The following is a 20,437-nucleotide window of genomic DNA, read 5'->3' on the forward strand; positions in this document are numbered from 1 at the left end:
GCCCCTGCGTCGCGCCTTGAACTCACGCCCCTGCGGGGCGATACCCCTTGGACGGCGGCAGGGGGCTTGGCATGACGGATGCGGACAACAGCGAACAGGATGGCGCGGTTCTTGCGCTGGACGCTGTCTGCCTGACGCGGGGCGACCGGCAGGTTCTGCGCGATGTGACCTTGCACAGCCGCGCCCGGCGGATCGGGATCGTGGGGCGCAACGGATCAGGCAAAACGACCCTTGCGCGGGTGATCAGCGGCCTTGTCCCGGTGGACAGCGGCACGCTGAAGGTCTGCGGCGTTGATGTCGTCCGCGATCGCAAAGCAGCGTTGCGGACCGTTGGCATCCTGTTCCAAAACCCCGACCATCAGATCATTTTTCCCACCGTGCATGAGGAGCTATCCTTTGGCCTGACGCAAATGGGTCAGTCCAAAACCGAAGCTGCGCGCCGCGTTGCCGCGATCCTATCCGAATTCGGCAAGTCCCACTGGGCCGATGCCGCCACCCACAGCCTATCCCACGGGCAAAAGCAGCTTGTCTGCCTCATGGCCGTCATCGCCATGGCCCCCCGTGTGGTCGTGCTGGACGAGCCGTTCTCTGGCCTTGATATCGTCACGCGGATGCAGCTGGGCCGCTATCTGTCGCAGATCGCGGCGGCGGTCGTGCACGTGTCGCATGATCCGGCAAGCCTGCAGGACTATGACCATGTCGTGTGGCTCGACGCGGGCCAAATCGTGCAGCAGGGACCGGCGCAGGATGTGCTGGCGGCGTATGTTACGCAAATGAAAGCATTGGGGGCTGGCGATGATCTCTCTGACCTCGCCGGTTAAGACGCGGGCGCACCGCTGGCCTGCCGGGGTTAAGCTGGGGCTGCTGTGCGCCGCGACAGTCATCCTTTTCATGCAGCAGAATATCGCGTTCCAGGTGGCCGCTTTTGCCGGAACTGCCGCCATCTATTGCTTGCCCGGCACCGCCTTTGCCCGCGCAGGCGCGCGCGCGGTGTGGCGGCTTTGGCCGTTCGTCGTATTGGTCGCGGTCTGGCACCTGATCGTCGGTGCGGGCGAACAAGGGGCGATTATCGTCCTGCGGATGCTGACGGCGGTGGCGCTGGCCAACCTTGTCACAATGACCACCAGCCTCAGCCAGATGATCGCAGCCGTCATGTGGCTGGCCGCCCCTCTGGCAAAGATCGGCCTTAACACCCGCGCATTGGCTCTTGGCATCGCCCTCGTCGTGCGCTTTACACCAGCTCTGGCGGACAAGGGAACGGCGCTGACCCAAGCATGGGCTGCGCGGTCACCGCGCCGGGCCAGCTGGCGGATTATCGTGCCATTCGCCGTGCTGGCCATAGACGACGCTGAATACGTGGCCGAGGCGTTGCGCGCCCGCGGCGGAACAAACCCCTGAAAGGGCTAACCCATGGAACGAAATCTAACATTGATCGCGCTATTCGCCGCGCTGATCGCGGCGCTGGGCCTGATCCCGCAACTGACGCTGGCATTCGGCGTGCCGATCACAGCGCAAAGCCTTGGCGTCATGCTGTGCGGCACTGTTCTGGGTGCAAAGCGCGGCGCGCTGGCGGTGCTGCTATTCGTGCTGCTGGTGGCGATTGGCCTTCCACTGCTTGCTGGTGGTCGCGGCGGCCTTGGCGTCTTTGTCTCGCCCACCGCTGGCTTTTTGATCGGCTTTCCGTTTGCTGCGTTCATCACCGGCTTGATCGTTGAAAACTGGCGCAATGGCCCGCTGGCCTTGGTTGCCGGTGCCGCATCGGTCGTTGGCGGCATCTTGGTGCTTTATGCGTTCGGCATTTCTGGTCTGGCATGGGCATTGCAAAAGCCGCTGGCCGAAGCCGCATTGTTGGTCACCGCGTTTATCCCGGGCGATCTGATCAAAGCCGTCTTGGCTGGCGTGATCACCGCCGCACTGGCGCGTGCGCGTCCCGACAGCGTGCTGTCGCGCGCATGACCCAGACGGATGTCGACAGGTTACTGGCGCAGCGCCAATCGGTGCGCGCCTTCCTGACGGCACCTGTCACAGCCGCCGATGTCAGTGCGATCCTGACATCGGCGCGCCTTGCCCCCAGTGGCGGCAACTTGCAGCCGGGGCACTTTACAGCGCTGACCGGCGCACCGCTGAACGGCCTTAAGGGCACCTTGGCGGATGCCATCGCGGACGGTCGTCCGCAGATCGACGGCTATTCCTATTTCCCCGACCCGATGCCGCCGCAGTTCAAGGCGCGCCAACGCGGCGCGGGCTATGCGCTGTATGAAGCGTTGGGTGTCGCGCGGCGCGATCTGACGGGGCGGCGGGCGCAATTCGCCCGCAACTATGCGTTTTTCGATGCCCCCGTCGGCATTGTCGTGACGATTGAACAGGGCATGGGCAAGGGCTGCTACATGGACCTTGGCATGGCGCTGATGGCACTATTCATGGCCGCGCAGGGGCGCGGTTTGGCCGCGACGGGCATCGGCGCGCTGGCAAGTTACGGCGATCTTGTTCGGTCCCACCTCTGCCTGCCAGACGATCACACCGTCGTTTGCGGGATCGCGCTGGGCTATGCTGATCCGGCTGCCCCAGTTAACCAGTTCCGCACCGACCGGGCGGAATTCGACGAATACGCGCAGCTGCGCGGTTTCGAGGGTTAGACCTGCAACAGCAGCGCCGTCCCGATCCCGCCTGCCGCCGCGATGGCGGCAAGGCCGTGGCCGCCGGTCTTTTGCAACGTATGAAAAAGCCTCACCGCGTTGATCGCGCCAGAGGCACCGATGGGGTGCCCCCGCGCCAAGGCTCCGCCGCCGATATTGACGCGCGCGGGATCAAGGCCAATGCCTTGGACGCAGGCGATGGCTTGGACGGCATAAGCCTCCATGATCTCTGCTGTATTGATATTTGTAGATTTAAGGCCTGCCATTTGCATCGTCTCTTGCGCAGCCGCAATCGGTGCCGTCCCCGGCATATCTGGCCTGCCACCAAGCGTTCGCCCCCCGACGACACGTGCTTTTGCCCCCGTAAACCCTGCGGCGATCCTGTCCGAGACGAGGATAACAAAGCCTGCTGCATCGGCTGACACAGCGGCATTGGCCGCGGTAATCGTCCCTGCCACAGGCTGCGCGCGCGCGCAGGTTTTCAGGGACAATGACCGGGTAAATGCATCCTGCGTCACACCCGCAAGCGTGACGATTTCACGCTGCAAGACAGCTTGCGCCGTCCGTGCCTTGGCGTGGCTTTCCACAGCCCATGCGTCCTGGGCCGCGCGGTCAATGCCCAGCATCCGGCCCAAGTCATCCGCCGCCTGCGCCATGTCGGGATCGCGGTCCGGCCACGGGGTGAAGGCTGCCTGGTCATAGGGCACCGGCGTCCGTCCGTCGGCAAAGGTCTGCATGCGGAGCGGGCGGCGCGACGTGCTCTCGGCCCCGCCAGCGATAATGACATCAGCGCGGCCCGCAGTAATCAGGGCGTCCGCCAGCAGGATGGCATCCATCCCGCTGACGCATTGCCGATCTATGCTGAGTCCCGCAACCTGCGTCGGCAACCCCGCCGCCAAGGCGCAAAGCCGCGCTGGATTGCCGCCAGCGCCAAGCGCGTTGCCGACGATGACCTCGTCCACTTGGGCGGCGTCCAGTCCTGCGTCCGCCAAACAGGCCTGTATCACCGGGGCGGCGAGGTCGTAAAAGGACAGCGCAGCAAAGGCACCGCCAGCAGGCACGACGGCGGTGCGGCGGGCGGCGAGGATAACGCTCATGTTAGGTCCTGCGCCAAAATGGTGATCGCGGCGTAGTCCGGTTTGCCTGCGGGCAGCAGCGGCAGGGCAGGGACGAAATGGATGCGCTGCGGCGCGGCAAGGGGGCCAAGCTGCTTGCGGCAGGCGCGTAGCACGTCCGCTTCAGCCATATCGCAGTCGCCGCCCAAGACCGCGACCAGCCGCGCGCCGCGCCGCGCATCTGGCAGGGCGACAACGGCGGCCTGCGCCGTGGGGATAAGCGCCGCCAAAAACGCCTCTACCGCTTCTGGAAAGACGTTGTGGTCGGACACGGTAACCATGCGACTACTGCGGCCCAGCACAAAAAGGTTGCCATCCGCGTCCAAACGTCCGACCTCTCCAACGGTCAGGAAACCGCCCTTCCACTCTGTATCGCTGCTGCTGCCCTGCGCGTAACTGTGGAACAAGTAGGGGCTGCGCACCCAGATCACGCCCTTGGAATCAAGGCGCAGCGTCACGCCGGGATAGGGTTTGCCGACGGATCCGGCTGGCGTGTCGGCGTCGGTCCACGTGATAAAGCTTGTCTCTGCCGCGCCGTAGAACTGGATCAGCCGAGCGTTGGGGCAGGTTCTTGCGCTTGCCGTGATTGTTTGCGCAGACAACCGCCCGCCGCCGACCATGATGTGTTGCACGGCGGGTAGGGGGATGCTTGCCGCGCAGATCAGATCCAGTTGGACCGGCGTCAGGTAAAGCACCGTAGCGCCCTGCGCCGCCAATGTCGCAGCCCAGCGGTTCGGCCGCACCTGCGCCAAGCTGACGATGGTAGCCCCATGATGCGCAGCCTCTAACGCGGCATAAAGCGCGAGGGACGCACCAAAGCCTGAAAAGTACGCGACACAAGATTGCGGGCCAAGGTCCAGTGCCGCTGCGTTTACCGCAAAGCTGGCCTGCCATGATGCCGGTGTCCTGCGGATCACCTTGGGCGCGCCAGAAGAGCCTGACGTCTCGCACAGCAAATCCGCGCCGGAATGCCCCGCGACGCCGCCTTGGCCCGCGCGCAGGCTTGTCCCCGCCCGGATCAATGCGGCCAGCGCGGTCAGATCAGGGGGCGGCGCGATCAGGCGCGTATCAGGGTGCCAATGGAACGAGGCGGTCATTTACGGCGACTTTCAAAGGCGGTCAGCCCTGATGACAAATCGCATTTGCCCGCCTCATGCAATCGCGCCGTTAAAGCAATTCGTGCCAGCCCGTTGTCGCTTGCCGATAGCTGTGGCGGCTTTCAGGCACAAAGCGCAGGGTGTCAGCCGTTGCGGTCATACGCTGGGCAGTGATCTGATCGCCGTCCAGATCGATGATCGCGTATTCATTCGCCTCGCCGCGCAGGCGGGTCGACAGGCCGGTACCGCAATGGATTTGCAGCGTCATAGCATCGCTTTTCTGCGCGACGAACGGCTCTACCGTCCACGTGTGCAGGTGCCCGGACAGGATGACGTGCGGACCGCAGGCGGCCCAATAGGTCAAGGCGTCAGCTGCCCCTTTCATCACCTTCTTTTCGACCTCTGGTCGATGGTGGAACGGGTGGTGCGCCATGATGATGACCGGCTTGTCCCCTGCCGTACGTATAACCTTGCCAACCCGGTCAATCTGGCCTTGGCGGATAAGACCGCGCTGGTGGCTCCAGCGATGGGTCGTATCAAGGCCGACGATGACGGCATCAGCGGTTTCGATCATTGGTTCTGGATCAGGCGCGATCCAACGGCGATAGGCGGCGCGGGGGGCAAGGGCGCGGGCGATCACGTTAAACAGCGGAATATCATGATTGCCCGGCACGGCGATCCACGGGTGCTGCAACCGGTCGACAAACGCGCGGGCGTCGCGGAATTGGCTGGCGCGGGCGCGTTGCACAAAGTCGCCAGCGATAACGATCAGGTCGGGGCTCGCGGCGGTAATTGACTCCAGCAGCGGCGGCACCAGATCAGGTTGCGCGCGGCCAAAGTGTAGATCGGTAAGCAAAGCAAGGCGCATCAAGTGACCTTTTCCGCTGCCGCGTCTGGCACGCGAACGTGCAACGCGCCGGGGCGTATTTTGAAATGGTAAGGTCCCATCATCAGGGCATTTTCACCGTCCCGCGCGACAAGGCGACGCTTTTTGCGGGCAGAGATCGTGATCTCATGTCCGGTGTGCATCAGATAATCCTCTCCGCGGTGGATGCCCCCGAACAGGATCTTGGCCGCCCGCCACAGCAGTTGAATGCGGTTGTTATCAGGCGCGAGGATCAGCGCCAATTTGCCTTGCCGCACCGCATCAGCACCGTCGAAATCGTACTGCTCAAGCTGGTAGGCACTGCTAGCCACAAACGCCATAGGAGAGCGGACATGCATCGTTTTGCCGTCCACCGTGACCGTCATTTTTAGTGAGTTATACAGTGTCAGCATCGCCTTAATCACCGACCAATAGGCTGCGATCCGGCTGCGGCCCCATTGTTTGTAGACCCCCTCGCGCACGTCCAGCACCGTGGCATAGGCCCCTAGGCTGGCGTTGTTCAGAAACACTTTGCCGTTCACCTCTCCGACTGATGCGGGCACGATATGTCCACTTAGCGCTGTTTCCAGCGCCTCGGCCGGGTCTTCGGGGATACCAAGGCCGCGGGCGAAGAAGTTGAAGGTGCCCATGGGCAGAACGCCCAGTGCGACGCCTGTGCCGACCAATCTGGCGCTGACGCCGCAGACTGTACCGTCGCCGCCTGCCGCCACAATCGTTGTGTATCCGGCCGCGATGGCGTCCTGCACGGCGCGGTCCAGTTCGCTGGGATGATCTAGCAACTTTAGGTCTGCGCGCGGATCATTGCGGATGCTGTCAATCAGGGCGGCAGTGGCTGGCGCGTCCTTCTTTTTACCAGAGGCTGCGTTGAGGATGACGCATATTTCGGGTTTCGTCATCGCTCTTCCCTTCGGTCCACCGCGGTTCAAATGCGCGAGATGGGTAAGTTGTTCCACGGTCCATGTGTTTCACATCTATCGCAGCCAGTCGCACGAACGTGAGAAGATTTCCCCTGCCGCGGTCCTAAATTTCATGGTAACTTAATGACGGGCAAAGCGCCGCGCGTGCGCCAAACCCCGGGCAGCGAACAGGAATCAGATATGACACAGACATTCTCGCGCCGGACGGCGCTTGGCATTGCAATCGGCAGTCTTGCCGCGCCGACATTGCTGCGGGCGCAAACGCTGCCCGGCGGCGTGACCCGAAACGTCGCGGCGTTCCGTACCTATGATTGGCAAGAACATTTTGACACCCTGTCCGGCATGCCGATGCTGGTCGCCGATACGCAAGCCCGCGCGATACATTACTGGGATGCGCAAGGCGGCGACTACCGCGTTTACCCGACCTCTGTCCCGAAGACGGACGAGCTGACGAAGCGCGGCTTTACCGAGATCGTGCGCAAAAAGGTCGGCCCGGACTGGACCCCGACTCAGTCGCAAAAGGAACGCTTTGGCTGGGAATATATCCCGCCCGGTCCCGAAAGCCCGATGGGCACGCACGCCATGTACCTCAGCTGGCCTGCCTATGCGGTTCACGGCACCCATGACACCCGCAAGATCGGCCGCCCGTCGTCCGACGGCTGCATCGGCCTTTATAACGAGAAGATCGCAGAGCTGTTCGAGCTTTGCCCGCTCGGGACCAAAGTCCGCATCCTTTAGGGCGCGATCACATCTAGTATTAAGGCCGCCGGGGATGACCCGGCGGCCTTTTGCGTTTCAAGGCAGATAGGTTTCAATCGCGCGCCCGTTGCCGCTGGCGTAGTCGCGGCCGACTTGCATCCAATCAATGCGCCCTGCCGCGCTCCAATCTGGCTGACCCGTCGTGGCGGGGATCGTTGTGATATGGTTTGGCACAGGCTGGGTCGCCGTGCCGCTGCGGTAGGTCACGATGCGCTGGCCTTCGGTGAAGTCATCCATCGTCTGCGCCCAAACCCCCTCTGGCAGGATCAGATCCAACGCCCGCGCCTTTGGGTCATAGGCGGCGGTGAACAGCGTGCCAAAGCCTTCGGTATAGCGGTCCTGCAGCAATGGTGCGCGGCGGAACTGGTGCGACAAAGACCGGGGTGCGCCGCGCAATGTGCGCAAATGGGCATGGCGTTCATGGGTGCGGGTAAAGGCCGGACGGTCCGCTTGGCTGCCGTCGCTTTGGTGGTTCGTGGCAATCGCCTGCGGCATCTGCCGCGCCCCGCCGCCGGGATATAGCTCGACACTCGCCGTCCGGCCCGCCGCATCGGCGATGACAACGTTATAGGCCATATGCGATGGCACGCGGTCCAATACGGCCAGTGCCTGATCCACCGTTTCGCAGGTTTCCAGCACATAGCGCAGGATCGTGGTGATGCCGAACCCTTTGCCCGTCTGGGTCCGTCCGCCATAGGCCAAGGCAATCGATAGGCCCGCGTCGTTGATCCCGTCCGACAGTCCCCACAGGAATTCGACCATGCCCATCACGCGCCGCCCGGTCCAAGCGGTATGCAGCATCAACCCTTCGTTCAGGTTGGGCGACAGGTCATAATTGCGCACCAACCGCACGTCGTTCTCGTCGGACACCGCCGCAAGCGAGCAGCCGCCAAGGTATTGCGGCGGGCACCACGTCGACAAAAACCGCGCAGCCCGATCCCCGCCACCAGCGAGTGTGACAAGGCGGTCGTAGGTGGGGATCAATTCGGGCATGTGCCGTTCCAGCGCCGCACGGCAAACGGCCCGGCTGGGGCCATTGTCGCCGCCGCGGGCGACGAACCATGGCTCATATGCAGGCCATGACCGCGCCCAGCGGGCAGCCCATTTCGGGCCGGGGGACGCCTCTGATACAGCGTCAAAGGTCAGGGACATATCGGTCATTTCGGTGCCTTTCCGGCAAGATCAAAGAAGAAACGCACCATCTCGGCGCTCGCATCCGGGCCTTTGGCGTCGGTATAGCTGCCACCGGGCTGGCCGCCGGACCACGCATGACCCAAGCCCGCGATTTCCCAATGTTCCAGCAAAGCGCGACCATCGTTTCCGCGCGATGTGCGAAGAGTCCAGTCGCGCCCGTTGGTGATGCCGTTCGTGTCCGCCTCTATCGTTTGGGCGGCGTGGTTGATCGCATGGGCCGCGATACGTGTGCCATTGATGGGGGCGACGGTGCTGTCGCTGCCGCCGTGAAACACAATTGTTGGCGGCATCGGGCCGGGGGCCGCAGGCTCTGCCGCTTGGCCGTTCATCGCGGCAAAGGCTGTGGGTACATCGCGCGCGGCCGAATAGGGCAGGCCGGAATGCGCGCCGACAGCGGCAAAGACGTCGCCATAGGTCTGGCCAAGGATCACTGCCATGGCCGCCCCGGCGGACAGGCCAGCCACAAAGGTGCGATCTGCCGTGATGCCGTAGTCTGCCGCGATTTTCTGGGTCATGGCCGCGATGATGGCAGGCTCTCCGCGACCGCGCAGCTGATCGCCCCGGCTGAACCAGTTCCAGCACGACTGCGCATTGTCGCCCCGCGATTGCTGGGGATACAGCACGATGAAACCGTCCCGGTCGGCATGGGCGTTCATCCCCGTGCCAGCGGCAAAATCAGCCGCGTTCTGCGTGCAGCCATGCAGCATCACGACCAATCCGGTCGCGCCGTCTTTGGCGGACTCTGGCACATGCAGCAGGTAATCGCGCGCTCCTGCGTCACAGGTAAACTGGTTCATGCCCGGTGCAGTAGCACCGGAAGCTGTGCCAAAACTGGGCATCTGCGGCATAGTCCAGTTGGCCATGGGGCTGGCCGCATCGCCGCCGGGCATCAGCCCATGTTGCGACAGGGTGCGGCGGACAAGGTCATTGGCTGCGGTCAGGCGTGCGTCGTCATTCGCCCGGCGCGGTGCGCCAGCGTGAAAGGGAAACATGATATCGGTCCTTGTGATGGGGCGCGTCGCCCCGAAAAATCAGAAAATACGATCAGACAGAGCGGCTTTGACCTCTTTACTGGCCTGAAGCGCGCCCAGAACGGTGATTGAACCGATCGTGGCTAGCGCCAGATCCGGGCTCACATCAGGGGCAATGCGGGCCAGACCCACGACCTTGACGTGCAAGACTTCGCCGGCGCGTTGCAGGCCTTCCAAATCGGCGCGAGTATAGTCGCGCAGGCCCAGTTCCATTGTGTGGCGTTCAATCGACTTGCTGACCGCCTCTGTATGGGTGCCAAGCTGATTGCGGATCGCGGTGCGGATAAAATCGGTGCGGTTGGAATAGAACCCCTCCTGCACCAGCAAATCGATCCGGCCCAGATCAACATAGCCAAGGTTAATCGTGATCTTTTCGCTGTCCGGCGTTTTGTCACGTAGCTGTCTGATGTTGCTCATGGCGTTTCTCCATCTGTGTGGATGGTATGTGGATGTATTATGCCCTTGCGCAAGTCCGCTGCGATGAATTGGCAAAGTATCAGGCGAAGTCTTGCGGTCGCGCAGCTTTATCGGTTTTATCGCTGAGCGCCGAACTGGCGTATTGATGCAAGGAATGGGCGACATGGACTTTTTGGCACGCGTAACGGCGATGGTTGGCGGCACGATGGTGCTGCTGCGGCGCATGTCGGCCCCGACACTGCAAGCGGTCGGAGCCGCCCCCAGCATCCCCCAAGCGAAAAAGCAGGGCCTGATGACGCTGAAAATGCCGACAGCGCAGGGCTGGTCGGACGGCCACGTACCCACGACCGCGCCGGGGCTGAAGGTCAACGCCTTTGCCAGCGACTTGCTGCACCCCCGCTGGATCGAAGTGCTGCCAAACGGTGACGTTTTGGTCGCCGAGGCGCTGCAAGAAGCCAGCAAACCCAAAGGTTTGATCGACCGCGCCGCACAGGCCACCATGCGCCGCGCCCGCGCGCTGGGCGTCAGCGCGAACCGCATTACCCTGTGGCGCGACGTCGATGGCGACGGCATCGCAGAAGAGCGGCACGTCTTTTTGGAAAACCAGCGCCAGCCGTTCGGCATGGCCTTGGTGGACGGTAAATTCTACGTCGGCAACACCGACGGCATCGTGGTCTTTGACTATACCGAAGGCGCGACCAAGCTCGAAGGACCGGGTCGCAAGCTGGTCGATTTCAAGCCCGGCGGCCACTGGACGCGCAGCTTGATCGTCTCGCCTGATAAAACGAAAATCTACGCCGGTGTCGGATCGCTGACCAATATCGCGGACGAGGGGATGGAGGCCGAAGAAGGCCGCGCCTGTATCTGGGAACTGGACCTTGCGACCGAAAAGGCTCGCATCTTTGCCAGCGGGTTGCGCAATGCTGTCGGCACCGCGTGGGAGCCTGTGACAGGCAAGCTGTGGACCGTGGTCAACGAACGCGACGGGTTGGGGGACGAGACGCCGCCCGATTACCTGACCAGCGTGCAGGACGGTGGCTTTTACGGTTGGCCGTTTTGCTATTGGGACCGCATCGTCGACGACCGCGTGCCGCAGGACGCGGCCAAAGTGGCCAGCGCGATCACGCCGGATTACGCGCTGGGCGGGCATACCGCGTCGCTGGGCCTGTGCTGGGTGCCTGACGGCACGCTGCCGGGCTTTGGCGCAGGCATGGCGATTGGCCAGCACGGATCGTGGAACCGCTCAACCCTGTCCGGCTATCGTCTGATCCACGTGCCCTTTACGGATGGCAAACCATCGGGGCCGCCCCGCGATATCCTGGCAGGCTTCCTCGCGCCGGATGAAAAGGTGTCTTACGGTCGCCCCGTGGGCGTCACTGTCGGGGCCGATGGCAAGTCGCTGCTGATGGCAGATGACGTGGGCGATATCATCTGGCGTGTGACCGCGGCGTAATCGCCTAGGTTTCACCCAGCGGGATCACATCAACGGACTGGCGGCTTTTCTGGCCGCCACTACCGCGCAAAATCCCCCGGATCGGCGATACATCCGCATAGTCGCGGCCGTGCGCCACAATGATATGCGATTGATCCGCGACACGGTCATTGGTTGGATCAAACGCGAGCCAGCCGGCATTCGGGCCGCACCACGCCCGCACCCAAGCATGCATCGCATCCGCGCCCTCTAGCCGCGGCATGCCTTGCGGCGGCTGGGTGCGCAGATAACCGCTGACATAGCCCGCGGGGATACCGATGCCGCGCAGGCAGGCGATCATAATGTGGGAAAAGTCCTGGCAGACGCCGTGCCGTTTCGCGAACGCCTCGCTCGCGGGGGTGTCTACGGTCGTGGCGCTGGGATCAAATCGCATCAGCCCATGCAAGGCGCGGCCGACGGCAATGATCGCCTGCGCCGTCGTCATGTCGGACGTGATATGCGCCGCCGCAAAGCGCGTCATGCTCGCATCAAGCGGAACACGGGGCGAGGCGGCCGTAAAGTGAACGGGGCTGTCCGGTCCCATATCGCGGCACCGCGCCACAGCGTTGGCCAGTGCGGACAACGGCAATGACGGCGCGGGCGCGGCGGATGGCGCTGTTTTCTCGATCCGCGCTTGCACCGACACCTCGACCCCTTGGTGCGGGGCATTAATCGCAAATTCGACGACGGCATTGCCAAAGAAATCCACGCGGTCATGGCGATGTGCCGGGGCGGGGTGCAGGTTCAAAAGACCCGCAATCAAGCGCTGTTCGCCGCCCAAATCGCGCGGCATCACACAGACCAGATGTCGCCCGGCAGAGGCGAAGCCAGCGTAGTCCGTCGCAATCGTCAGGCGGATGTCGTAAATCATTGCAAGAACGCGCTGTTCAGCGTGATGGACAGGGCCAACACCTCTGATAGGGCCGCATTGAGGGCTTTGGTGTCCAATGTTTCGACCCGGTGCACGGCAAAGCTGGTCTGCAATGTGCGCACGCCGCGTTCGAAATCGGTCATGTAGCCTTGGGGCGCGGTCGCGGTCAGCCCGGTGACCCGGTCCAGCAGCACGTCCAGTTGAAACCGCACCGCCCGCGGGTTCGCCGGGTCCAGCGCCAACAGGTCAATCACAGAGTCGCGGCTGGCGATAGTGGCATAGCGCTGGCGATGCACGATCATGCTGTCGCCAATTTCCAATGCAAGGTCGAGCGCCCCGTCAGGTGCGGCGGGATCGGCCCAGCGCGCCAGCAGGCTTGTCGTCATCGCAGCCCGTTCCAGCGCGCGGCCCATCGTCAGAAAATGCCAACCCGCCGTGCGATACATGTTGTCTTGCGTCAGGCCCGCAAACCCGACCGCTTTGCGGAGCAGCACGCCCGTCGCCAAGGCCGCGTCATCGCCAAAGCGCGCGGTCTTTTGCATCTGCTTTAGCGTCATTTCCATATCGGTCAGGGCCGCCCAGCCATCAACGCTGAACCGGTCGCGGATCTGGCTTGCGGCGTTCACCGCGCCGGACAGGGTCTGACACAGCCCTTGGGGCAGGGGGGTGTCGATCTTGACCCCATGAACCGAAAGTTGCCCTGCGATCGTACCCAGCAGCACGCCAGATGCACCCTCTGACCGGCGGCCATGATAGGCGCGCAGCAGGCGCAGCTGACCTTCTGTGCGTTCGATGTAACGGCCCAGCCAGAACAGGTTATCTGCCGCGCGGCTTGGCAGCGCTTCGGTGCTTGCGCGTTGAAATGGTGTGCTGGACGGGGCAGGCAACAGGGTTGGCGTCGCGACGGGGGTGTCGGCGACAACCCAGACGTCGGCCACCGCACCGCCGCGTCGCATTGATACGGCAGAGGCATCCTGCCCCGCGCCAACCCGCGCGAAACCGCCGGGCATGACGTCCCACCCATTTGGGCCGCGCGCCAAAAAGACGCGCAGCGTCATCGGACGCGGCACCAAGGCACCGTTCTCAAAGACGGGGGTCGTTGAAAGAGTGACCAGCTCTTTGGCCATTAAGCTTGGCGCGTTCGCGGCCAACCACGTGCTGACTTGGCTGTCTTCGCTGTGAAATAGCGTGCCGCCAATCGCATGGGGCGCGGTGCCCTCGTGCGGCATCCGGGTCGCCTGCGCCGGCCCGATCATCATGCGCGACGCGTGGCGCTGGACGTGGGCCAACTGCTTTTCCCCGCCGCACCACCATGTGGCGACGTTAGGCAATTTCAGGTCGGCCCCGGTCAACGCCCGGCTGATCGCAGGCAGAAACGCCATCAGAGCCTGCGTTTCCAGCACACCCGCGCCCAGCGCATTGACCATGGTCACATGGCCATGCCGGATCGCAGACATCAGCCCCGGCGTGCCAAGTTGGCTGTCGCTGCGCAGCTCCAGCGGGTCGGACCACACGCTATCCATGCGGCGCCAAAGCACCTCGACCGGAAGGGGGCCTTTGACGGTGCGGGCATTCAGCCGTCCGTCCTGCACCGTCAGATCGCCACCTTCTAGCAGGGGCAGGCCCAGATAGCGGGCGATATAAGCCTGTTCATAATAGGTATCGGTCAGTGGGCCGGGCGTCAGGATCGCGGCAGCGCTATTGGCGTCGGATTTCAGCCCGGACAGGGTGGTGCGGAAGGTGTCGAAAAATCCCGCAAGCCGACGCACGTTCGCGTCCGCGTAAAGTTCGGGAAAGACATGCGTCGTCGCGATCCGGTTTTCCAGCGCAAACCCCGCGCCAGAGGGCGCATCGGTCAGATCCTGCAGCACCCACCAGCGCCCATCAGGGCCGCGTCCCAGTTCGAACGCGCAAAAGTGCAAATAGGGCGTGTCCTCGGGCTGCGCGCCGACCATCGGGCGCAACCATTCGGGGTTCGCGGCAATCAATTCGGCGGGCAGGTGCCCCTGCGCGATCAGATCGTTGTCACCGTAAAGATCAGCGGCAATCTGTTCCAGCAGATCGGCGCGCTGCATCAACCCTTCGGTGATGGTGTCCCAGTCCGATTGGGCCAGCACCACAGGCACGGGGCTATAGGGCCAGTCGCGCGTGGCGGCATTGGTGTCGCCATACTTGCGGAAAAACACGCCCGCATCCGCCAGATGCTGCTCGCCTCGGCCAAAGGCCTCTGCCACCTCTTGGTTCGACATCGCCGACAAATGTTCGATCAGCGGGGCCCAGACCGGGCGCATGTGGCCCGCTGCGTCACACAATTCGTCCGGAACACCCGGCAGGGGGCGGTAGCTGTCGAACAGCGACCGCCCAGCGGACGTCACAGGCCGGGTTTGCGGCGCAGATCCAAAGTCATCGGACATGAGGGGTGGGGTGTTTCTGAAACTGGTTCATAATTCCCCGCACTATGACCATGCGGTTCGAACCGGGCAAGGCGGCGTGCTTCTGCCTCGTTCCCATTGACGGGGAATGTATCATAATTGCGCCCGCCCGGATGTGCGACATGATAGGTACAGCCGCCAATCGCGCGGCCCGTCCACGTGTCATAGATGTCGAACCTTAGGGGCGCGTTAACAGGCAACTTCGGATGTAGCGCAAGCGGAGGTTGCCACGCCTTGAACCGCACAGCAGCAACAGTTTCGCCATTCCGGCCGGTTGGTTGCATCGGCATCATCCGCTGGTTGCAGGTCACCGTATAGCGGCCCGGATCGGTCGCCGTCAGCTTGGCCTGCAAGCGTTCGACCGAACTGTCGGTGTAGCGCACAGTGCCGCCAATCGCGCCAGTTTCGCCCATGACGTGCCACGGCTCTAGCGCTTGGCGAATTTCCAGATTGACGCCTTCCACATTGACTTCACCGCAGAAGGGGAAACGGAATTCTGCCTGCGCTTTGAACCATTCGGGGTCCAGATCAAAGCCGTGCTGTTTCAGGTCTGCCAGCACCTCTAGGAAGTCCTGCCAAACCATTTCCGGCAGCATGAAGCGATCAAGCAAGGTCGTGCCCCAGCGTGTCAGATTGCCTTTGATCGGGGCCTTCCACATGCGGGCAATCAGAGCGCGGATCAGCAGCTGCTGGGCCAGCGACATGCGCGGGTTTGGCGGCATCTCGAACCCGCGGAATTCCACGAGGCCAAGGCGGCCAGTGGGGCCGTCCGGGGAATACAGCTTGTCGATGCAAATCTCGGCGCGGTGCGTATTGCCGGTGACGTCCACCAGCAAGTTGCGCAGCAGGCGGTCCGTCAGCCAAGGGGCGGGCACATCGCCTTCTTCTGGTGTCTTGATCTGATCAAGGGCGATTTCCAGCTCGTACAGGCTGTCCATCCGCGCCTCGTCGATGCGGGGGGCTTGCGACGTCGGGCCGATGAACATGCCCGAAAACAAGTAGGACAGCGACGGATGCCGCTGCCAATGCAGGATGATTGACCGCATCAAATCGGGGCGGCGCAGGAAGGGGCTGTCACCGGGCGTGACGCCACCGACAACAACATGGTTGCCACCGCCGGTCCCGGTGTGACGGCCGTCGATCATAAATTTATCAGCCCCAAGACGTAGCTGTCGCGCCTCTTCGTATACCACTTCAGTCGTGTTCACGACGTCGTCCCAGGTGTGGGCAGGGTGGATATTCACCTCGATCACGCCGGGGTCGGGGGCGACGCGGATGACGTTCAGGCGCGGGTCTGATGGCGGGCCGTAACCTTCGATATGCACAGGCACGCCCAGCTTTTTCGCGGCGGCTTCGGCTGCACCGACCAGTTCGAGGTAGTCTTCGACCTCTTCCACGGGCGGCATAAAGATGCACAGGCGGCCATCACGCGGCTCTACGCTGACAGCGGTGCGGACTTTGCCCTTCAGATCGCTGATGACCTGTTCGGTGCGGTCCTGAACCGGCTCTGACGCGGTAAAGCTGGCGCGCGCCTGCCGCGATTCCTCGTCCGCCTCTTCGCCCTTGTCCACGCGGTAGGTCGGCAGCGGTCCGCGGTCCTGCATCGGATCGCCGACGATAACGTGGGGATAGGACGCCTCTGGGATATGCTCTAGCGAACCTAGCGGCAGGCGGTAGCCGACAGGGCTGTCGCCGGGAACAAGGAACAGGTGCCCGCGCCGCATTTCCCAAACTTCGGACAACCATTCGGACTTGGCCTTGGCCTGCCATTTTTGGACGGGGAGGACATATCCAGAGGGTTCATTCAACCCGCGGGCAAAGACGCGGGCCATACGGTTGCGCGCCTCGGCGTCAGCGAGCTCGTTGTTTTCTGGCGTGACGTTGACGGGCAGGTTGCCCTCTTTCAGAACCCAGTCGGCAGGGTCTTCAAACGCAGGAATCACGTTCGCGGGCGGCACGCCGAGCGTTTCCGCCATGCTTTGCAGCACGGCCTGCGCCTGCTCTTTGGTCGCGCCCGTCGCATCCTCTGCCGCGATCAGATCGGGGTCGGTCCAGATCGGTTCACCATCGCGGCGCCAGTACAAGCTAAAGGTCCAGCGGGGCAGGGTTTCACCCGGATACCATTTGCCTTGGCCGTAGTGCAAAAATCCGCCGGGGGCGAAACGCGCCTGCAAGCGGCGGATCAACTGGTCGGCAAAGATGCGTTTGGTCGGACCGACCGCGCCGGTGTTCCACTCTTCTGCTTCGAAGTCGTCGATGGACACAAATGTCGGTTCGCCGCCCATGGTCAGGCGCACGTCGCCATCATTCAGTGCCTGATCAACCGTGTGGCCCAGCGCATTCAGCTTGTCCCAAGCAGCGTCGGAAAACGGCTTGGTGATGCGCGGATGTTCGGCGACGCGGGTGACGGTCATGTCAAAATCGAACGTGACCTCGGCATAGCTGGCCATGCCAGAAATCGGCGCGGCGTTGCTGTAATGCGGGGTCGCCGCCAGCGGGATGTGGCTTTCGCCCGTCAGCAGGCCCGATGTCGGATCAAGGCCGACCCAGCCTGCGCCGGGCAAATAAACCTCGCACCAGGCATGCAGGTCCGTAAAGTCGTTTTCCGTTCCCTGCGGGCCACTAACGGCCTTCAGGTCAGGTTTGAGCTGGATCAGATAGCCGGACACAAACCGCGCGGCCAGCCCTAGATTCCGCAGCAGATTGACCAGCAGCCAAGATGTGTCACGGCACGATCCCTTGGCCAGTTGCAGGGTTTCCTCTGGCGTTTGCACGCCGGGTTCCATGCGGACAATATAGCCGATGTCGCGGGCCAGCCGCGCATTCAGCCCGACGACAAAGTCGATGGTGCGCTGCGTGTCGCGGGAAATGCTGGCAAGGTAGCTGGCGAATAGCGGCCCCTCGTCAGTGGTGCGCATATAGATCGACAGGTCGTCGACGATGGCGTCGGGGTAGGTAAAGGGGAAGTCCTGCGCACTATCCTCAACGAAAAAGTCGAAGGGATTATAGACGCTCATATCAGCGACGACATCGACCTCGATCTTGAATTCGGTCACCGGGTCCGGAAAAACATATCGGGCCTGCCAGTTGCCGTAGGCGTCCTGCTGATAGTTCACAAAGTGGTTCGCAGGCGTGACCTTTAGACTGTGCGACAGCACCGGCGTGCGGCTGTGCGGCGCGGGGCGCAGGCGAATGATCTGCGGCCCCAACGTGACAGGGCGGTCATATTTATAGTGGGTCAGGTGGCGGATCGCGGCAAGGATGGACATGGTCAACCTTTCGATAGAGTTGCCCGACTGTCCCACGATGCAGGCGACACCTCCACCCGCATTCGGGTTTTGGGCGGGTCCGGCCTAGCGGGTGCCTATTTATTGGGCGAAGTTGCTGCGTGGATCAGATCATTGATGAACTGCAGCTTGGCCATAACGCTTTTATTCAGCACAAACGGATATAGATCCGGCTGGCCCATGGCGCGGTTCATATTATTCAGCGCGACAGTGACAGGCACCCACGCCTCGATCACCGGGGCGATGTCGCGGGCCTTGTAACCATCAAGACGGACCTGACAGCCATCCAGCGACAAGGCATAAGACGTCGCCGTTTCAACCCCGTCGGCAATATGCATCCAGTGGGCCCAAGTCTCGGCAAAATCCTCCCACGGGTGGGCTGTGGCATAGGCGCTGATATGCGTCTGCCGCCAGTTCTGCGGCGCGCCGTTGTCATAGTGCCGCTGCAAGGCGACGCTGTAGTCGGTGCGTTCATCACCGAAAAGCGCGCGATAGCGTTCAATCTGCGGGCTGCCGTCCACCAGCATCGCCCAGTAATAATGGCCAATTTCGTGCCGCATGTGACCGATCAGGGTGCGATAAGGCTCGTCCATCGCGGTGCGGCGCGCGACGCGAACATCGTCATCGCTTTCGGCGATGTTGATGGTAATCAGCCCTGAATCGTGACCCGTCATCACAGGGGTGACGCCATTTGGCCCCTCGGCGTCAGCCAGAAAGTCAAAGGCCAGCCCCATGCCCGGGTCCTGCGCGCGGGTTGGGCGGGGCAGGGACCAGCGGATCAGGGCATAGATCAGTTGACGCTTTGCCAATTCAACGTCGCGCCAGCGCGACAGGTTTCCCTTGGTGCGGGCGTCGGGGACGATGCGGTTGTGCTGGCAAGCGAGGCAAAAGCTGCCCGGCACCGACTTGACCGCCATCCAGTTGCAACCCGCCGCCTGCGCATTGGCACACAGCACAACATCCGGCCCAATCGCGCGCATCACCAGCGCATTGGCATCAAACCCCAGCCGTGTACCGCAGTTCACGCAGGACTGATTGCGAAAATGCACCTCTTTCGCGCAGGTGGGGCAAGTAAAGCGTTTCATGGGGCTACCGTTCAGGTGATGAGGCCGAAAGGTAGCATGGCGCAGGACCATGGCAACGGCCCCTCGCGCCAAACGCTGTCCGCTAATGCGATCAGCCGCTAGGCGCGTCGGCTGCGATCATGCTGCAGCACCGCCGCCTCGCTGACCGACAAGACGCGCCGGGCATAACCGCCGTAAGCGCCGATATCGCTGCGCAAGTCGGGTACGCGCGCGAACAGGCGATCCTTGTCCGGTGCGGCAATCGTCGCCAGCGCGGCAGAGGCGGGATGGAAGCTTTCGGTCGGCACGTTGTTGGCAAAGACGATCTGATGCTGCGCCAGCATCACGTGGATGTAGGTGACCGCGGGCATGCCGCGCTCGCGCAGGACTGCATAATCGTCGATTAAATCGCGAGCAGTGACAAGGACTTCGTCAGTGTTGAACAGCGCGCGGGCCCGCGGTCCACGCAGCACGATACGGTGGTCAGGCGACACGAGCAGGCCAGCATCGGGCACGTCGCGGTCCAGTGCCCCGGCCCGCAGTCGCACGGGCAGCAAGTCCGGCATCGCCAACATCCGGGCCCCCGTCACGCGGCGGCGGCCGATCCATAGGATTTCTGCGGCACCATTGTCTTGCGTCTGGACCCGGTCGCCTTCGCCCAAGCTAGCCACATCGCGCGGGCCGTCCGGTGTCAGGATCATTGTGCCGGGGGTGAAGCAGATGACACCCTTGGGTGCCTCTTCCGCCTCTGCCCGGGTGGCTGCGTCGATGTCGTCTCTGACGATCCAAAGATCAGTGCGGCGCGGCGGGATATCGTTCAGGAACATCAGCAGCGGTTTGCGCCCAGCGCCGCGCGGGATCAGCGTGACATCCCAGGTGTCATGCCCGTTGGTCACGGTAAAGGATTTGTCGAAAAGCGGACCCTGCAGCACCATCGGGGCAGGACGATGCGCGACATGCGACGACGCGAGCAGCCGCCGCACGGTGAGTGCGGCGCGCTTGCGCAGATCTGCCTGTCCCTCGGATGGTCCCAGCGGAAGGATGGCGTTTGGACCATCCACGCGCACCGGCTCTCCGGTCCATGACCAGACGGCGCCTGTGCGAATACAGCGAACCGGCGCAGAGCTGCGCCCGTCCAGTTCCGTTTGCGACCAAGGGATGACGAACGTGCCGGAAAAGCCCGTTTTCATGCCTGTTTACTCTGCCTCATCTGCCTCGCGTCGTTAATCGCGCGGGGTCATGGGGCAACGGTATCAAGCT

At 63.0% G+C, this 20,437-nt stretch carries 18 protein-coding genes; 6 read left to right on the top strand and 12 right to left on the bottom strand.

The features are described from left to right. Positions 1–71: 71 nt before the first annotated feature. From BM131_RS03015 to BM131_RS03030, 4 genes are read left to right on the top strand one after another with little or no spacing between them, the layout of a single operon-like run. Positions 72–821, top strand: coding sequence for an energy-coupling factor ABC transporter ATP-binding protein (locus BM131_RS03015; RefSeq protein WP_090185448.1), 750 nt, complete (start codon positions 72–74; stop codon positions 819–821). Beyond that, positions 796–1,398 (top strand): energy-coupling factor transporter transmembrane component T family protein, encoded by a 603-nt coding sequence (locus tag BM131_RS03020; RefSeq protein ID WP_090185450.1) that lies wholly within the window; start codon positions 796–798, stop codon positions 1,396–1,398. Before BM131_RS03015 ends, BM131_RS03020 begins: the two co-directional genes overlap by 26 nt. A 12-nt stretch (positions 1,399–1,410) precedes the next feature. Further along, a complete protein-coding gene (locus tag BM131_RS03025; protein ID WP_090185452.1) occupies positions 1,411–1,956 on the top strand; it encodes a biotin transporter BioY in 546 nt (181 codons plus the stop codon). Further along, on the top strand, positions 1,953–2,636 hold the full coding sequence (locus BM131_RS03030) for a nitroreductase (protein WP_090185454.1): 684 nt from the start codon (positions 1,953–1,955) through the stop codon (positions 2,634–2,636). Before BM131_RS03025 ends, BM131_RS03030 begins: the two co-directional genes overlap by 4 nt. On the opposite strand, the gene BM131_RS03035 is transcribed toward BM131_RS03030, so the two are convergent. The 4 genes from BM131_RS03035 to BM131_RS03050 form a co-directional block, all read right to left on the bottom strand. Continuing rightward, positions 2,633–3,733 (bottom strand): thiolase family protein, encoded by a 1,101-nt coding sequence (locus BM131_RS03035; RefSeq protein WP_090185457.1) that lies wholly within the window; start codon positions 3,731–3,733, stop codon positions 2,633–2,635. The two genes, BM131_RS03030 and BM131_RS03035, sit on opposite strands and share 4 nt — an antisense overlap. Beyond that, positions 3,730–4,848: a class I adenylate-forming enzyme family protein gene (locus tag BM131_RS03040; RefSeq protein WP_090185459.1), complete on the bottom strand. Its 1,119-nt coding sequence runs from the start codon at positions 4,846–4,848 to the stop codon at positions 3,730–3,732. Before BM131_RS03040 ends, BM131_RS03035 begins: the two co-directional genes overlap by 4 nt. Before the next feature lie 70 nt (positions 4,849–4,918). Further along, on the bottom strand, positions 4,919–5,716 hold the full coding sequence (locus tag BM131_RS03045) for a metallophosphoesterase family protein (RefSeq protein WP_090185462.1): 798 nt from the start codon (positions 5,714–5,716) through the stop codon (positions 4,919–4,921). Next, a complete protein-coding gene (locus tag BM131_RS03050; protein WP_090185465.1) occupies positions 5,716–6,630 on the bottom strand; it encodes a diacylglycerol/lipid kinase family protein in 915 nt (304 codons plus the stop codon). The genes BM131_RS03045 and BM131_RS03050 overlap by 1 nt, the downstream gene beginning before the upstream one ends. Positions 6,631–6,831: 201 nt before the next feature. Here BM131_RS03050 and BM131_RS03055 point away from each other — a divergent pair, with 201 nt between their 5' ends. Next, a complete protein-coding gene (locus BM131_RS03055) occupies positions 6,832–7,389 on the top strand; it encodes a L,D-transpeptidase (protein WP_090185997.1) in 558 nt (185 codons plus the stop codon). A gap of 57 nt (positions 7,390–7,446) precedes the next feature. On the opposite strand, the gene BM131_RS03060 is transcribed toward BM131_RS03055, so the two are convergent. Genes BM131_RS03060 through BM131_RS03070 form a run of 3 tightly spaced genes read right to left on the bottom strand, consistent with a single transcriptional unit; the run spans position 7,447 to position 10,052 of the window. Next, entirely contained in the window at positions 7,447–8,571 is a 1,125-nt protein-coding gene (locus BM131_RS03060; RefSeq protein WP_090185468.1) for a C45 family autoproteolytic acyltransferase/hydrolase, read from the bottom strand. Beyond that, positions 8,568–9,596, bottom strand: coding sequence for an extracellular catalytic domain type 1 short-chain-length polyhydroxyalkanoate depolymerase (locus BM131_RS03065; protein WP_090185471.1), 1,029 nt, complete (start codon positions 9,594–9,596; stop codon positions 8,568–8,570). The genes BM131_RS03060 and BM131_RS03065 overlap by 4 nt, the downstream gene beginning before the upstream one ends. 39 nt (positions 9,597–9,635) lie before the next feature. Beyond that, a complete protein-coding gene (locus BM131_RS03070) occupies positions 9,636–10,052 on the bottom strand; it encodes a CopG family transcriptional regulator (RefSeq protein WP_090185473.1) in 417 nt (138 codons plus the stop codon). A gap of 163 nt (positions 10,053–10,215) precedes the next feature. Here BM131_RS03070 and BM131_RS03075 point away from each other — a divergent pair, with 163 nt between their 5' ends. After that, positions 10,216–11,505 carry a PQQ-dependent sugar dehydrogenase gene (locus BM131_RS03075; protein WP_090185475.1) on the top strand — a complete coding sequence of 430 codons (1,290 nt, stop codon included), beginning with the start codon at positions 10,216–10,218 and terminating at the stop codon, positions 11,503–11,505. A 4-nt stretch (positions 11,506–11,509) separates the two neighbouring features. On the opposite strand, the gene BM131_RS03080 is transcribed toward BM131_RS03075, so the two are convergent. The 5 genes from BM131_RS03080 to BM131_RS03100 all read right to left on the bottom strand — a co-directional run bounded on the left by BM131_RS03080 (position 11,510) and on the right by BM131_RS03100 (position 20,367). Continuing rightward, on the bottom strand, positions 11,510–12,394 hold the full coding sequence (locus BM131_RS03080; RefSeq protein ID WP_090185478.1) for a transglutaminase family protein: 885 nt from the start codon (positions 12,392–12,394) through the stop codon (positions 11,510–11,512). After that, positions 12,391–14,808: a circularly permuted type 2 ATP-grasp protein gene (locus tag BM131_RS03085; RefSeq protein ID WP_090185480.1), complete on the bottom strand. Its 2,418-nt coding sequence runs from the start codon at positions 14,806–14,808 to the stop codon at positions 12,391–12,393. The genes BM131_RS03080 and BM131_RS03085 overlap by 4 nt, the downstream gene beginning before the upstream one ends. Next, positions 14,766–18,095 carry a transglutaminase family protein gene (locus BM131_RS03090; protein ID WP_090185483.1) on the bottom strand — a complete coding sequence of 1,110 codons (3,330 nt, stop codon included), beginning with the start codon at positions 18,093–18,095 and terminating at the stop codon, positions 14,766–14,768. The genes BM131_RS03085 and BM131_RS03090 overlap by 43 nt, the downstream gene beginning before the upstream one ends. Positions 18,096–18,190: 95 nt before the next feature. Then, entirely contained in the window at positions 18,191–19,198 is a 1,008-nt protein-coding gene (locus tag BM131_RS03095) for a zinc-binding metallopeptidase family protein (protein WP_090185487.1), read from the bottom strand. Between the two features lie 98 nt (positions 19,199–19,296). Next, positions 19,297–20,367 carry a Hint domain-containing protein gene (locus tag BM131_RS03100; RefSeq protein WP_090185490.1) on the bottom strand — a complete coding sequence of 357 codons (1,071 nt, stop codon included), beginning with the start codon at positions 20,365–20,367 and terminating at the stop codon, positions 19,297–19,299. Positions 20,368–20,437: the final 70 nt, after the last annotated feature.

Source organism: Loktanella salsilacus, assembly GCF_900114485.1.
Taxonomy (GTDB): domain Bacteria; phylum Pseudomonadota; class Alphaproteobacteria; order Rhodobacterales; family Rhodobacteraceae; genus Loktanella; species Loktanella salsilacus.